This window comes from Pseudomonas sp. P108 (genome assembly GCF_032613195.1).
In the GTDB taxonomy this organism is placed as follows: domain Bacteria; phylum Pseudomonadota; class Gammaproteobacteria; order Pseudomonadales; family Pseudomonadaceae; genus Aquipseudomonas.
Genome location: NZ_CP126691.1, coordinates 1783834 through 1798568, shown reverse-complemented (window position 1 = coordinate 1798568; position 14735 = coordinate 1783834). Strand labels below are relative to the sequence as shown.

14 protein-coding genes are annotated in these 14735 nt (G+C 60.7%); 9 read left to right on the top strand and 5 right to left on the bottom strand.

Translation table 11 applies throughout. The features are described from left to right. Position 1 precedes the first annotated feature (1 nt). The 3 genes from QOM10_RS07865 to QOM10_RS07855 all read left to right on the top strand — a co-directional run bounded on the left by QOM10_RS07865 (position 2) and on the right by QOM10_RS07855 (position 2769). Positions 2–679: a response regulator transcription factor gene (locus tag QOM10_RS07865; RefSeq protein WP_007919679.1), complete on the top strand. Its 678-nt coding sequence runs from the start codon at positions 2–4 to the stop codon at positions 677–679. Between the two features lie 125 nt (positions 680–804). Then, positions 805–1254: a Spy/CpxP family protein refolding chaperone gene (locus QOM10_RS07860; RefSeq protein ID WP_016987938.1), complete on the top strand. Its 450-nt coding sequence runs from the start codon at positions 805–807 to the stop codon at positions 1252–1254. Positions 1255–1428: 174 nt separating this feature from the next. Then, positions 1429–2769, top strand: a complete 1341-nt coding sequence (locus tag QOM10_RS07855; protein ID WP_127926277.1) for a sensor histidine kinase — start codon at positions 1429–1431, stop codon at positions 2767–2769. Between the two features lie 301 nt (positions 2770–3070). On the opposite strand, the gene QOM10_RS07850 is transcribed toward QOM10_RS07855, so the two are convergent. Continuing rightward, complete coding sequence (locus QOM10_RS07850) at positions 3071–3637, bottom strand: nitroreductase family protein (RefSeq protein WP_150749270.1); 567 nt, start codon at positions 3635–3637, stop codon at positions 3071–3073. A gap of 121 nt (positions 3638–3758) precedes the next feature. On the opposite strand from QOM10_RS07850, the gene QOM10_RS07845 reads away from it, so the two are divergent. Next, the gene (locus QOM10_RS07845; protein WP_127926275.1) at positions 3759–5213 is read left to right on the top strand and encodes a TrkH family potassium uptake protein; all 1455 of its coding nucleotides are present in this window, start codon (positions 3759–3761) and stop codon (positions 5211–5213) included. On the opposite strand, the gene QOM10_RS07840 is transcribed toward QOM10_RS07845, so the two are convergent. After that, the gene (locus QOM10_RS07840; RefSeq protein ID WP_202978061.1) at positions 5170–6231 is read right to left on the bottom strand and encodes an AraC family transcriptional regulator; all 1062 of its coding nucleotides are present in this window, start codon (positions 6229–6231) and stop codon (positions 5170–5172) included. The two genes, QOM10_RS07845 and QOM10_RS07840, sit on opposite strands and share 44 nt — an antisense overlap. Positions 6232–6395: 164 nt before the next feature. Here QOM10_RS07840 and QOM10_RS07835 point away from each other — a divergent pair, with 164 nt between their 5' ends. Then, positions 6396–6707: a DUF962 domain-containing protein gene (locus QOM10_RS07835; protein WP_316917834.1), complete on the top strand. Its 312-nt coding sequence runs from the start codon at positions 6396–6398 to the stop codon at positions 6705–6707. A 14-nt stretch (positions 6708–6721) separates the two neighbouring features. Then, a complete protein-coding gene (locus tag QOM10_RS07830) occupies positions 6722–7312 on the top strand; it encodes an HD domain-containing protein (protein WP_150749272.1) in 591 nt (196 codons plus the stop codon). A 116-nt stretch (positions 7313–7428) separates the two neighbouring features. On the opposite strand, the gene QOM10_RS07825 is transcribed toward QOM10_RS07830, so the two are convergent. Continuing rightward, a complete protein-coding gene (locus QOM10_RS07825) occupies positions 7429–8244 on the bottom strand; it encodes a UDP-2,3-diacylglucosamine diphosphatase (RefSeq protein WP_095122780.1) in 816 nt (271 codons plus the stop codon). A gap of 134 nt (positions 8245–8378) precedes the next feature. Here QOM10_RS07825 and QOM10_RS07820 point away from each other — a divergent pair, with 134 nt between their 5' ends. Beyond that, positions 8379–9143 (top strand): AraC family transcriptional regulator, encoded by a 765-nt coding sequence (locus tag QOM10_RS07820; RefSeq protein WP_316917833.1) that lies wholly within the window; start codon positions 8379–8381, stop codon positions 9141–9143. Positions 9144–9323: 180 nt separating this feature from the next. Next, the gene (locus QOM10_RS07815) at positions 9324–10217 is read left to right on the top strand and encodes a DMT family transporter (protein WP_160038747.1); all 894 of its coding nucleotides are present in this window, start codon (positions 9324–9326) and stop codon (positions 10215–10217) included. Here QOM10_RS07815 and QOM10_RS07810 read toward each other — a convergent pair. After that, on the bottom strand, positions 10211–10498 hold the full coding sequence (locus QOM10_RS07810; protein ID WP_316917832.1) for a SelT/SelW/SelH family protein: 288 nt from the start codon (positions 10496–10498) through the stop codon (positions 10211–10213). The genes QOM10_RS07815 and QOM10_RS07810 overlap by 7 nt on opposite strands. Positions 10499–10569: 71 nt before the next feature. Here QOM10_RS07810 and QOM10_RS07805 point away from each other — a divergent pair, with 71 nt between their 5' ends. Then, positions 10570–12759: a patatin-like phospholipase family protein gene (locus QOM10_RS07805; protein ID WP_150749275.1), complete on the top strand. Its 2190-nt coding sequence runs from the start codon at positions 10570–10572 to the stop codon at positions 12757–12759. 143 nt (positions 12760–12902) lie between these two features. On the opposite strand, the gene QOM10_RS07800 is transcribed toward QOM10_RS07805, so the two are convergent. Continuing rightward, positions 12903–14672, bottom strand: coding sequence for a FimV/HubP family polar landmark protein (locus QOM10_RS07800; RefSeq protein ID WP_316917831.1), 1770 nt, complete (start codon positions 14670–14672; stop codon positions 12903–12905). Positions 14673–14735 lie beyond the last annotated feature (63 nt).

The window sequence follows — 14735 nt, the reverse complement described above, 5'->3', positions numbered from 1 at the left end:
CATGAGCGAGCTGTTACTGATTGATGATGACCAGGAGTTGTGCGAACTCCTGAGTAGCTGGCTGAGCCAGGAAGGCTTCCAGGTGCGTGCCTGCCACGATGGCCAGAGCGCCCGCAAGGCCTTGGCTGAAACGGCCCCGGCGGCGGTGGTGCTGGACGTGATGCTGCCCGACGGCAGCGGTCTGGAGCTGCTCAAGCAATTGCGCAACGATCACGCCGACCTGCCGGTGCTGATGCTCTCGGCCCGTGGTGAGCCGCTGGACCGTATCCTCGGCCTGGAACTGGGCGCCGACGATTACCTGGCCAAACCTTGTGATCCGCGCGAACTGACTGCGCGCCTGCGTGCGGTGTTGCGCCGCAGTCATCCTGCGGCCGTGTCGACGCAACTCGAACTGGGCGACCTGAGTTTCAGCCCGGTGCGTGGTGTGGTCAGCATCGACGAAAAAGAACTGACCCTTACCGTGTCCGAAAGCCGTCTGCTCGAAGCGCTGCTCAAGCAGCCTGGCGAACCACTGGACAAACAGGAACTGGCGCAGCTCGCCCTCGGCCGCAAGCTGACCCTGTACGACCGCAGCCTCGACATGCACGTCAGCAACCTGCGCAAGAAGATCGGTCCGCACCCCGACGGCCGCCCGCGCATCGTCGCTCTGCGCAGCCGCGGTTACTTCTATAGCCTGTAGGTTTTGTCAGGTCAGCGCTTGAGCGTCTTTACCGAAGCTTTACGCAGCGCTGACCGCCGCTGACCTTGATCTCCGTAATCTGTACTCATCCGGAACGTACCGGGAACGAGACAAGGAGATTCACCATGCGCAAGACTCTTATCGCTCTGATGTTCGCTGCCGCTCTGCCAACCGTCGCCATGGCCATGCCGCAAGACGGCGGCCCGATGGGTGGCCCGCTTGACGGCCCACGCCACGGCGGTCAGATGCACGGCATGCACGGCAAAGGCCCGTACAGCCAACTCGACCTGTCCCGCGAACAGCGCGAACAGATCCGCAAGATCATGGGCGAGCAGATGCACGAGCGTAAGCAAGTGGTCGACAAGTACCTGGAAAAACTCTCGCCGGCTGACCAGAAAGCCATGAAGGACGAGATGGCGGCCAACCACAAGAAAGCCGAGACCGATGTCCGCGCCGTGCTGAAACCGGATCAACAGAAGAAATTCGACGAGATCCAGAAGAAACAGGCCGAGCGTCGCGCCGAATGGGCCGAGTTCAAGGCGTGGAAGGCGCAACAGGCGCAAAAGGCGCAATAATGTTCTGACCCCGGACCCGACGGCTAAACACCGTCGGGTCTTTTTCCACCGATCCAATGTAGGAGTGAGCCTGCTCGCGATAGCGGTGTGTCAGTCAACGGATACTTGTCTGACTCACCGCTATCGCGAGCAGGCTCACTCCTACAGGGATTTGTGTTTGATTGAGGATTTTCTGTGCGTTCATTGTTCTGGCGTATTCTCGCGAGCTTCTGGCTGGCCATCGCTCTGGTGGCCGGGCTGTCCATTCTGCTCGGGCACATGCTCAACCAGGACGCGTGGATCCTCAGCCGTCATCCGGGCCTCAACACCCTCGCCGGCGAATGGACACAAACTTACGAAGCCCAGGGCGAAGAAGCCGCTCAGGACATTCTCGAACAGCGCAAACGCCAATATCACATCGACGTTCAGGTACTCAACGAATCCGGCGACCCGGTAGTGCGCGGCACCTTCCCGCGCCGCGCCGCTGCCTTCGAAGCTCGCCAGAATAACGACGACCGCCGTCTGCCCTGGCGCCGCCTGACCGATGAGTTCACCAGCGAAAAAACCGGTGACACCTACCTCTTTATCTACCGCATCCCGCACCCGGAACTCGACGCCTGGCACCGCGAAAGCCTGCTCTGGCCGCTGAGCGCGCTGGGCATCGCGCTGGTGGTGCTGACCTTGTTCAGTCTGCTGGTGACCTTCTCCATCACCCGCCCGCTCAGCCGTTTGCGCGGCGCAGTGCATGATCTGGGGCAGACCACGTATCAGCAGAACAGCCTGGCGAAACTGGCCAACCGCCGCGACGAGTTCGGCGTACTCGCTACCGATTTCAACCGCATGGGTGCGCGCCTGCAAAGCCTGATCGGCAGCCAGCGTCAGTTGCTGCGCGACGTCTCCCATGAATTGCGCTCACCGTTGGCCCGGCTGCGGATTGCCTTGGCGCTGGCCGAACGAGCGAATCCTGAAGAACGCGAGAAACTCTGGCCACGGCTGACCCGCGAGTGTGATCGGCTGGAAGCGTTGATCAGTGAAATTCTGGTGCTGGCGCGAGTCGATGCCGACAACGCCAGTGCCGAAGATGTGGATCTGAATGTCCTGCTCGGCACGTTGCAGAAGGATGCGGAACTTGGATCGCCCGAGCAGATCGTGCGTCTCGATGCCGAGCCGCAACTGAATCTGAAGGGCTGGCCGACCATGATCGAGCGCGCCGTCGATAACCTGTTGCGCAATGCCCAGCGCTTCAACCCGGAAGGTCAGGCGATAGAAATGCAGGCCTCTCGTCAGGGCGAAAAAATTGTCGTGAGTGTGCGTGACCATGGGCCGGGGGTGCAGGCCGAACATTTGAGTCAGTTGGGCGAGCCGTTTTATCGCGCTCCGGGGCAGACGGCGGCAGGGCATGGCTTGGGGCTGGCGATTGCACGCAGGGCGGCGGAGCGCCATGGCGGGAGTTTGACGTTGGCCAATCATCCGCAGGGTGGGTTTATTGCCAGTCTGGAATTGCCATTGGTGCCGGGAGCGGTGGTGCAACTTTAAGAGCTAAAAGCGACCCTCACCCCAACCCTCTCCCAGAGGGAGAGGGGGCCGACCGCGGTGTCTTGCGTCATACATCGACCTGAAACACCGAGTCGATTATGGGCCCGGAAGGCACGTGAATCGTCGCCGACTCTGGGTTCGAAATGCATCGGAACCGTTATCGACTCCGAGCTCGAAATGCATTGGAGCCGTTATCGATTCTGGATTCAGCCGAGCACTTTCAGGTCGGCGTATCTCTAAAGCATCCCCCAATCAGTCCCCTCTCCCTCTGGGAGAGGGCTAGGGTGAGGGGCTCTTCGCTTTACGCCTTACCGGGCCAGGCACTAACAAACTCAGCCAGATCAACCTTCTCCGCCACACGCGGTTCTTTCTGCGGCGTGCCGAGGTAAAGAAACGCAATCACCTCTTCACCGTCCGCCAGCCCCAAACCTTTGGCCACATGCGGCGAATACGCCAGATCACCCGTACGCCACACCGCACCAATCCCCTGCGCATACGCCGCCAGCAAAATCCCGTGGGCCGCACACCCGGCCGCCAGCAACTGCTCGGCCTTCGGGTACTTGACGTGTTCCTGCAACCTGGCGATCACCACAACCACCAGCGGCGCCCGTAGCGGGCCGTTGCGCGCCTTGTCGATCATCGCTTCGGTGACTTCGCCATCCTGCATCTGCGCAGCCTCGGCCAGCAACTCGCCCATCTGCTCACGCGCCGCGCCTTCGACAGTCAGAAAGCGATACGGCTGCAAATGCCCGTGATCCGGCGCGCGCAATGCTGCACCAAACAGGGCTTCGCGCTGCTCGGCAGTGGGGGCCGGTTCGACCAGTCGTGGAACGGAAACACGGTTGAGCAACGCGTCGAGAGCCTGCATCGGCCACCTCCTGAGAAAAATGTGCAGCTATTCTAGCTTCATCTGTACACAGGATGCCGGTTTACATGCCCTGCCCCACGGGTAGAATGGCGCCCTTCCCACATCAGCCCGAGCGGACTTCATGGCGTTGCCGACCTTACGGATCATTGGTTTCATCATCGGCATCTTCCTGATCACCCTGGCTGTCGCCATGGTCGTGCCCATGGCCACCCTGGTGATTTTCGAGCGCACCAGCGACCTGCCGTCGTTCCTCTGGGCGAGCATGATCACTTTCGTCGCCGGCCTTGCGTTGGTGATTCCCGGCCGACCGGAACACATTCACCTGCGTCCGCGTGACATGTATCTGCTGACGGTCAGCAGTTGGCTGGTGGTGTGCATCTTTGCCGCGCTGCCGTTTCTGCTGACCCAGCACATCAGCTACACCGATTCGTTCTTCGAAAGCATGTCCGGCATCACCGCCACCGGTTCGACCGTGCTCAACGGCCTCGACACCATGTCCCCCGGTATTCTGATGTGGCGCTCGCTGCTGCACTGGATCGGCGGCATCGGCTTTATCGGTATGGCGGTGGCGATTCTGCCGCTGCTGCGCATCGGTGGCATGCGCCTGTTCCAGACCGAGTCCTCGGACCGCTCGGAAAAAGTCATGCCCCGCTCGCACATGGTGGCGCGGCTGATCGTAGCCGCGTACGTCGGCATCACCATCCTTGGCAGCCTGGCATTCTGGTGGGCCGGGATGAGCCCGTTCGATGCGATCAACCATGCGATGTCGGCGATTTCCACCGGCGGATTCTCGACCTCCGACCAATCCCTGGCCAAGTGGACGCAACCGGCGGTGCACTGGGTCGCGGTGGTCATCATGATTCTCGGCAGCCTGCCGTTCACCCTGTACGTGGCGACGCTGCGCGGCAACCGCAAAGCGCTGATCAGGGATCAACAGGTGCAGGGTTTGCTCGGGATGCTGCTGGTGACCTGGCTGGTGCTCGGTACCTGGTACTGGTGGACGACCAAGCTGCACTGGCTCGAAGCGCTGCGCCACGTGGCGCTGAACGTGACGTCGGTGGTCACCACCACCGGGTTTGCCCTCGGTGATTACAGCCTGTGGGGCAACTTCTCGCTGATGCTGTTTTTCTATCTGGGGTTTGTCGGTGGCTGTTCCGGGTCGACGGCGGGCGGGATCAAGATTTTCCGTTTCCAGGTCGCTTATATCCTGCTCAAGGCCAACCTTAATCAGCTGATTCACCCGCGCGCGGTGATCAAGCAGAAGTACAACGGTCACCGCCTCGACGAAGAGATCGTGCGCTCGATTCTGACCTTTTCGTTCTTCTTCGCCATCACGATCTGCGTGATCGCTCTGCTGCTGTCGCTGCTCGGCGTCGACTGGATGACCGCCCTGACCGGTGCCGCCAGTACCGTGTCCGGCGTCGGCCCAGGCCTTGGCGAAACCATCGGCCCGGCGGGCAACTTCGCCACCCTGCCCGATGCGGCCAAATGGATTCTGTCGTTCGGCATGCTGCTCGGCCGACTGGAGATCATTACGGTGTTTGTACTGTGTATTCCGGCCTTTTGGCGTCACTGATCGCACCCGGCGCCTGCAACAACCGCGTCCGGTAATCGCCGGGCGTGGTGTCGAACCAGCGGCGGAACGCACGAAAGAAGTTGCTTGGGTCGGCAAAACCCAACAGGTATGCGATTTCCAGCAAGGTCATGCTCGGCTGCGCCAGATACTGCTCGGCCAGTTCGCGGCGCGTGTCATCGAGCAGTTGCTGAAAACTCGTGCCCTCCTCCTGCAACCGCCGCTGCAAGGTGCGCTGCGACAGATGCAGGGTCTGCGCCACGGTATCGCGCTTCGGTTCGCCTTGTGGCAGCAACCGGCACAGCACTTGTCGCGCCTTATGGGTGACGCGGCTTTCGGAAAATCGTGCCAGATACTCCCCGGCAAAGCGGTCATGCAACAGCGCCATCGCCTCGTTGGCGGTGGGCAGCGGTGCTTCCATGTCGGCGCGTTCGAAGATCAGCGCATCGTACGGCGCGTTGAACACCAATGGCGCGTGGAAGGCTTGTTTGTAGGGTTGCAGATTTTCCGGCTGATCACCCTGCACCAGCACTTTGACCGGATGCAGCGTGCGCCCGGTCAACCAGCCGCACAGCCCCAGTGCACAGGCCAGCGAGGCTTCGGCACTCTGCCGGGTCGGCGGCAGATGGTCGCCGTGCACGGTCAGAATCAGCGCATAACCTTCTTCCAGCAGACGGAAGCTCAGGTCGGCACTTTCGGCGATGATCCGCTGATAACGCACCAGTCGCTGGAAGCCTTCGGCCAGGGTATTGCTCGACATCAACGCGTAGCCGGCGACATGAAACGACGCCGGTCGCACCACCTTGCCCATGTTCAGACCGATCGCCGGATTACCGGACACCTCGACCGCCCGTTGCCAGAGACGGGTCATGGAATCTTGCGGGAAGCGTGCATCCGGATCATCCAGAGCCGTGTAATCGAGCCCCAGTTGCTTGAACAGAACCCGGCAATCCAGGCCGTCCATCTCCAATGCTTTGACAATCCCCATCGCCCAGCTTGCAGAAGTCGTTCGTTCGCTCATGGCGTTTTTCTTTTACATGAGGGGCCGCATGCTACGGCCTGATTTGCCAAGGATACTAAAGTGGCGCCGATTGTCACTGGCCCACGCCAATGATCACTCTAGACTCAAATAAGCTACCCGCAGAACAACTCGTCGCCAGAACAATAACCACAGAGAACGCGGTCGTGGAAAACATCAAGCATTTCAACAGCTTCGCTGAGTTCTATCCGTACTACCTCGGCGAACACAGCAACAGCACCTGCCGGCGCCTGCATTTCATCGGCACCACGTTGGTGATCTTCATTGTCGCGATGACCATCGCCAAGGGCGCCTGGCTGCTGTTATTGGCCGTGCCGCTGGCCGGCTACAGCTTTGCCTGGGTCGGGCACTTCTTCTTTGAAAAGAACCGGCCGGCGACTTTCCAGCATCCGCTGTACAGCCTGTTCGGCGACTTCGTCATGTACCGCGACATGATTCTGGGTCGCGTGGCGTTCTGAATGAGGGTCAGCCAATGAATGCCAATGCCCGCTTCACTCACATGAAGGACGGTACGCAGGAAGACTGGGCGATCATCGCCGCAGATTTCAGTGCCTACGCCAAACAGTTGCCCTCGCGGATCATGACTCACCTGAAATTGCTCGAAGGCGATTTCGGCGGCTTTCCGGTGGATCGCCTGACCCACTCGCTGCAAACCGCGACCCGTGCCTTTCGTGACGGGCGCGACGAGGAATACGTGGTTTGCGCGTTGCTGCATGACATTGGTGACACGCTCGGCTCGTATAACCATCCGGACATTGCCGCAGCGATTCTCAAGCCATTCGTCAGTGCCGAGAATCTGTGGATGGTCGAAAAGCATGGTGTGTTTCAGGGTTATTACTTCTTTCATCACCTGGGCATGGATCGGCATCTGCGCGAGCAGTTCGCCGGCCATCCGCAGTATCAAGCGACCGCCGAGTTTTGTGCCAAATACGATGCGGCGGCGTTTGATCCTGACTATGACACGCTGCCGTTGAGCTTCTTTGAGCCGATGATGGAGCGGTTGTTTGCGCAGCCGAAGAACTCGATTTACAAGGCCGCGATGGAGGAACACTCGCCAGCGTAATCATCCTCGGGAACCGCTGCGCGGTTCATCGCGAGCAGGCTCACTCCTACAGTTGAAATGCGTACCCCTGTAGGAGTGAGCCTGCTCGCGATGAGGCCCTCTCAATCACCAGAGCATTAGGCGAGTTCAGCGACTTTGGCCGCCTTGAGCTCCGCCTCCCGCGCCTGCGCATCTGCCAGTCGATACAACTCGATCGTGCCGTCCCAATGCTCGATCAGCGCTGTGCACGACTCCACCCAATCACCGCAATTGAGGTAATCCACCTCGCCCACCTTGCGGATCTCGGCGTGGTGAATGTGCCCGCACACCACACCATGCAACTCGCGCTTCACGCATTCGTGGGCGATGGCTTCTTCAAAGTCGCTGATAAAACTCACTGCCGTCTTCACCTTGTGCTTCAGATACGCCGACAGCGACCAATAACCGTAGCCATAGCGCGCACGCCAGTGGTTGAGCCAGCGATTGAGGGTCAGGGTGAATTCGTAGGCGGAGTCACCAAGGAACGCCAGCCAGCGGTGATAGCGTGTGATCACATCGAACTGATCGCCGTGAATCACCAGCAGATGTCGACCATCGGCCGTGACATGCACCGCCTCGTCAACCAACTGGATGTTGCCCAGAATCAGCTTCGAATAACGGCGCAGGAATTCGTCGTGGTTGCCGGTGACATAAATCACCTCGGTGCCGCGCTTGCTCATGGTCAGCAAGCGGCGGATCACGTTGGTGTGTGCTTGTGGCCAGTACATGCCGCCGCGCAGTTTCCAGCCGTCAATGATGTCGCCGACCAGATAAATCCTGTCGGCGTGATAGCCCTTGAGAAATTGCGACAAGTGCTCGGCCTGGCAATCGCGCGTGCCCAGGTGCACGTCGGAGATCCACAGGGTGCGCACGCGTTGTTTACGGCTGGGTCTGGCGAGCTCGGCGCTGGTCATGGGCAACCCTCTGCGATGTTTTCGCCACTCTGCGCCTGCCCGGTTAATCGACCATGACAAGTGCGAGTCAGTCCTGTGACAACGCAATCTGCGTGCGCCGGTGTAGACTGGCGACCTGCCCGGAGAACCTTGCCATGCGCCCGATCCTCACCCTGCGTCAGTACACCCACGATTTGATTGTGCATAGCCACGAGCACGCGCAACTGGTGTTCGGGCTGTCCGGTGCGCTTGATTTCGAGGTCGAGGGTTGCGGCAGCCAGGTGCGTCAGCAGAGTTTTGTGGTGATTCCTTCTGGTGCGCATCACGCTTGCGGCAGCCCCGACGGCAGCCGCTGTCTGGTGCTGGATATCCCTGAAGGGCCATGGGTGACCGATTCACTCGGCGAGCATGCCGAGGCCAGTCACCGCCTGCTCGATCAACCTGCGCGCCTGTCACTGGATTCGCGGCAAAGCCAGTTGGTCAGCTGGCTGGCGAACAGTCCGGTCAGCGATCCGTTGATCGCGCAGCAAGGCGCGGTGTTGCTGCTGGCCAGTCTCAATCATGCGCAGCCTGGCGAACTCGTCGCGCGTCGCCTGCCCTACGCCGCGCTGGATGCGCACATCGAGCAAAACGCCGCTTATCCGCTGCAAGTCGCCGATCTGGCGCGCGTGGCCGGGTTGTCCAGCGCGCGCCTGCATGCACGGTTCATGGCCGAATGCGGGCAGACGCCGATGGATTACATCCGCAGTCGGCGCCTGCATCTGGCGGTGCAAATGCTGCGCGACACCGCACTGCCGATTGGCGAGATTGCCAGTCGCGTCGGCTACAGCTCGCAGAGTGCTTTCTCGGCCGCGGTCCTGCGTGAGTTCAGCGCATCGCCCGGCCAGCTTCGGCGCGATTCCGGCGACAAAAGACGATAGTCTGCCGACAGACTTTCGACCTCCCCCGGCTCATTATGTGTCCGCTGCTGATCATTCCCACGCGCAGCAAAGGAATGCAGCCGTGACGCTCCGCGTCACTGGACGCAGAGCGTCCCTAGAGGCGTTACCACGCAGAGCGTGGGAACGATCAAGAATCGTGTTTGAGATAGAAGGATTGCAATGACTCCGCGTACCGCCCTCGGCGCTCTGCACATCGGTGCTTTGATGTTTGGCCTGACCGGTGTGTTCGGCAAACTCGCTGCCGCCTCCCCCGCTGTGATCGTCTTCGGTCGTGCTGCGTTCGCCGTGCTTGCCCTGGCGTTCTTCGCCCGTTTCGCCAGCCAGAGCGGCTGGCAGAAACTGCAGGCCGTGGACTGGCGGCGTCTGGCCCTCAGCGGTGTGTTGCTGGCCGGGCACTGGGTGAGCTTCTTCATCTCGGTGAAGGTCGCCGGTGTCGCCATCGCAACATTGGGCTTTGCCAGTTTCCCGGCCTTTACGGTGATTCTTGAAGGGCTGATTTTCCGCGAACGCATCCGCGCCAATGAAATCATCCTCGTTGTCTTGGTAACGGTTGGTCTGGTGCTGGTAACCCCGGCGTTCGATCTGGCCAGCGGCGCAACCACCGGCCTGCTCTGGGCGGTGTTGTCGGGCCTGCTGTTCTCGCTGCTGTCACTGACCAACCGCGCCAGCTCCGGGCGCATCCCGGCGGTGCAAGCGGCACTGTGCCAAAACGTGGTGGTGGCGCTGTGTCTGCTGCCGGTTGCAGCGCCGCAACTCAGCGAAGTGCGCGCACTGGACTGGCTCTGGATCGGCTTGCTCGGGGTGTTCTGCACCGGCGTCGCTCATAGCCTGTTCGTCGCCAGTCTGGCGGTGATCAAAGCACGCACGGCGGCGGTGGTGTTTGCCATGGAGCCGGTTTACGGCATTACCATCGCCTGGCTGCTGTTCAACGAAAACCCGACGCTACGGATGTTGATGGGCGGCGCACTGATCATCATCGCCATCGTCGTTTCCGCGCGGATGTCCGGCAGCGCCGACAACAAAACCGTCGCCGCCGAGGCCGCGTCTCACTGAGTGCGGTCGTTGTGACCGAGGTCGCGGTCAGGATCGATCTGATCGCGAACTCGCTGCTTCAGCACCTTGGCTTCCGGAAAGCCGCCGTCAGCCTTGCGCTCCCAGATCTGCACGCCCGCGCAGGTAATCTGAAACACTCCGCCGGTGCCCGTCACCAACGAGACTTTGCCGAGGTCATCAGCAAAGGTGCTGAGCAGTTCCTGCGCCAGCCACGCGGCGCGCAGCAGCCACTGGCATTGGGTGCAATAGGTGATGACAACTTCTGCTTTTGCGACAGTCATGTTTGCTGAAACTCCTGAGACAGAGGGCGCCGCTATAATAGCCGGCTTTAATGCTTGCCCCGAGACTCACAATGCGCCGTCTGCTGTTCTGCCTGCTGCTTGGTTTCCTTCCTCTGCTTGTCCATGCCGGTGAAGCTTCACGGCCAAAAGTCGGCCTGGTGCTGTCCGGCGGTGCCGCGCGCGGGCTGGCGCATATCGGGGTGCTCAAGGCCCTGGAAGAGCAAGGCATCAAGATCGATGCGATTGCCGGCACCAGCATGGGCGCGGTGGTCGGTGGCTTGTACGCCTCGGGTTACAAGATCGATGAGCTGGAAAAACTCGCGCTGAACATCGACTGGCAAGCCGCGCTGTCCGACGCCCCGCCGCGTGAAGACGTGCCGTTTCGGCGCAAGCAGGATGACCGCGACTTTCTGGTCAAACAGAAACTCAGCTTTCGCGACGACGGCAGTCTCGGCTTGCCCCTGGGCGTGATTCAGGGCCAGAACCTCGCGCTGCTGCTGGAAAGCCTGTTGGCGCATACCAGCGACACCCGGGATTTCGACAAACTGCCGATCCCGTTCCGCGCCGTGGCCACCGACATCGCCAACGGCGAAAAAGTGGTGTTCCGCAAAGGCCACTTGCCCCAAGTGATCCGCGCGAGCATGTCGATCCCGGCGGTATTCGCCCCGGTCGAACTCGATGGCCGGTTGCTGGTGGACGGCGGCATGACCGACAACATTCCACTCGATGTCGCGCGTGAGATGGGCGTTGACGTGGCCATTGTCGTCGATATCGGCACGCCGCTGCGCAATCGCAAACAACTGACCACCGTGGTCGATGTACTGAACCAGTCGATCACCCTGATGACGCGCAGCAACTCCGAAGAACAACTGGCGGCCCTGAAGCCTTCCGATGTGCTGATCCAGCCGGCGCTGGCGGCGTTCGGCGTCACCGATTTCGGCAAGGCTCAGGAGATGATCGACGCCGGTTACCGAGCCACCCGAATCCTCGACGCACGCCTCGCCGTGCTCAAACCCGTCGACTCTCAGGACGCCGAACTCAACGCCGCGCGCTCGCCGGGTCAACGCACGCCGATCATCACCGCGATCCGCGTCGAGAACGACTCGAAAGTCGATGACGACGTGATCCGCTACTACATTCGCCAGCACATCGGCGAACCGCTGGATCTGGGGCGTCTGCATTCGGACATGGGCACCTTGTACGGCCTCGATTACTTCGAGCAGGTGCAATACCGCGTGGTGCACAAGGGCCAGGATCACACGCTGGTGATCAGCGCCCGGGGTAAACGCAGCGGCACCGATTACTTGCGGGTTGGCCTCAATCTGTCGGATGACATGCGCGGCGACAGCGCCTTCAACCTCGGCGCCAGTTACCGCATCAACGGCATCAACCGCCTCGGCGCGGAATGGCTGACCCGCGCGCAAATTGGCGACAAACAAGAGCTGTACACCGAGTTCTACCAACCGCTGGACGTCGGCTCGCGTTACTTCGTCGCGCCGTACGCCTCGTTCGAAGCGCAGAACGTTGAAGCCGTGCTCGACAACGATCCGATCGCGCAGTATCGCGTCGAGCGCTACGGGTTCGGCCTCAACTTCGGCCGACAGATCGGCAACAACGGCGAGGTGCGCTTCGGTGTTGGCGAGGCCTGGGGCAAGGCCGATGTGCGCATTGGCGATCAGGATCTGCCGAGTGAAAACTTCAACGAAGGCTTTTACGCGCTGAAGTATTCCTATGACTCACTGGATAACGTGTACTTCCCTCACGAAGGCAAGGACGTCAGCCTGACGCTGACGCAGTTTGAACCGGGCCTGGGGTCGGACACGCGCTATCGACAGTGGGACTTTAAAATCGATAAAGCCATGAGCCATGGCCCGGATACGCTGATTCTCGGCGGGCGCTACGGGCGTACGCTGGATGATGCCAACGTGGTGACCTCAAGCTTCCTGCTCGGCGGTGCGCGGCAGTTGTCGGGCTTTCGTGAAGACGCGATTTCCGGGCAGAACATCAGCCTGATGCGCGCGGTGTATTACCGCCGTCTGACGCCGCGCTCGTATCTGCCGCTGGACTTCCCGCTGTATGCCGGCGCCTCGCTGGAACGTGGACGAGCGTGGAACAACGACAATGAGTTCGACAGTGGCTACATCAACGCCGCGAGCGTGTTCATTGGTTTTGACACGCCGCTGGGGCCGTTGAATTTCAGTTATGGGTTGAATGATGCGAATGAGCAGGCGGTTTATCTGAATCTGGGGCAGACCTTCTGACCGGGGTCAGGAATTGGTGTTGTCTGACCGTCAGTCTTCGCGAGCAGGCTCGCTCCCACAATGGTTCTGCGAATACAGTTCAAATGTGGGAGCGAGCCTGCTCGCGAAGACGGTATCAGATCCACCGCAAATCGATCAGGGGTTCAGCGAATCCCCGCCAGCAACGTCCGCGCCGTTTGCTTCAAAGGCTCATCGCCCTCTTTGAGCAACTCATTGAGCAACGCAATCGCACTGTCGATATCGCCGTCGTCAATGCACGTCTGCGCCTGTTCGAGCTTGCCGGAGTTTTCGTCGTGTAGCGGCTCGGGTTCCTGCAAGTCCAACGGTTGCAACGCCAGTGAAGGCTCGGCATCGGCAAACTCATTGAGAAAATCTTCATCCAGCGGCCCGGCGTCCGGTTCAGGGATCCACTCAAGCTCAGGATCTTCGCTGGACGCTTGCGGCAATTCAAAGTCCTGTGGCAGCACTTGCAGACCGGAGCCGAGCGCCGAGGTGTCTGCCGCTGGTTCAGTAGTGGCCGTGCGGCTGTCTTCCAGATCCCAACTGGAATCCATCGACAGCTCGCCCAGATTCAACTCGAAATCAGCTTCAGCCGCCGGTTGTGCTGCAACAACAGGAACCGCCGCCACGATCGGCGGCACAGCGGCCAACGCTGCGGTAACCGCGAGTTTCGGATGTCGGGCGCGAACATCCTGCAACGTCTGGGTATCCACGCCCTGCTCACGCAAATGACTTTCCTGTTGTTCATACGCGGCGCTGTCACCCTGACGCCCCATTACTTCAAGCAACTGCAAACCGATGTCGGTGCGCTCCGGTTCCTTGTGCAAGGCATCGCGCAACAATCCGGCGGCTTCGCCCAGTCGGCCATACGCCAGATAGATCCCCACCGCCTCCAGCACATCGCCCGCCGCCGGTTCTTCGCGGTGTTGGGCTGAAGCATGGGTACTGACGGGTTCTGCGCTTTCGGCATCAGCTACGTCCGGCTCACGCCCATGCGGCAAAAGCGGCAGCGGCTCGTCAGTCGGTATCTGTTGTTGCCGTCGACGGTGTACGAACAACCCGGCCAAGGCCCCCAGCAACAGCACCAGGCCACCGAGCAATGGCCAGTTCAAACCGTCATCTGTGGACTCAACAGGTGCCACCACCGGGACAGGTGCAGGGGTTGCCTCGGTCGGTGGCGGTGCTTTCCTGAGTTCGACCAATTGCGTTTGCAGGTCAGAAATCTGCTTCTTGCCAGCGGCAATCTGCACATCCTGTGTTTGCAGTTTGGCGTTCAGCTCATCGACGCTCTTTTGCAATTGCTGATTCAGCAACACACTGGCAGCCAGTTGCTCGGCCAGTGCATCGTTGGCGGGCGGGGTCGCAGGCGTGGGTGCTGGCACGGTATCGCGCTTGGCTTGAGGCGCCTGTGGTGCAACCACGGCAGGTTCGACGGTGGGGAATTCGGAGGATTGCGCACGCGGATCCGGCTCATCAGTGGCCGGTACGATACCCGGTGAACCCGGTGGATCGATCAATACCGTGTACTCACGCAGCAACCGGCCATTGGGCTGATTGAGCTGCACAAGGAAATTCACAAAGGGTTCGTTGACCGGTTTGCTGGATGTCACCCGAATCATCTGGCGATTGCCATGCAGAATCGGAATGAACTTGAGGTCGTTGAGAAAAAACACCCGCTCGACCCCGGCCTGAGCGAACTCGTCTGCCGTGGCCAGGCTCACCGAAAGATCGTTTTGCGTCAGCCCACCGACATCGATCAGGGCGATGTCGGCCTTGAGCGGCTGGTTGAGGCCTGAATGAACAGTGATATCGCCCAGCCCCAAGGCCATCGACCCGGCCGAATAGCTGAATATGCCAGCGACCAGCAACCATTTGGCGCCACTGCGCAGTACCACGTGCCGACTTGCGAGCATGAGCATCCCTTAAATAAGCAAAACCGACTTCTATGCGTTCGCACATCCGGTACGAACACGATA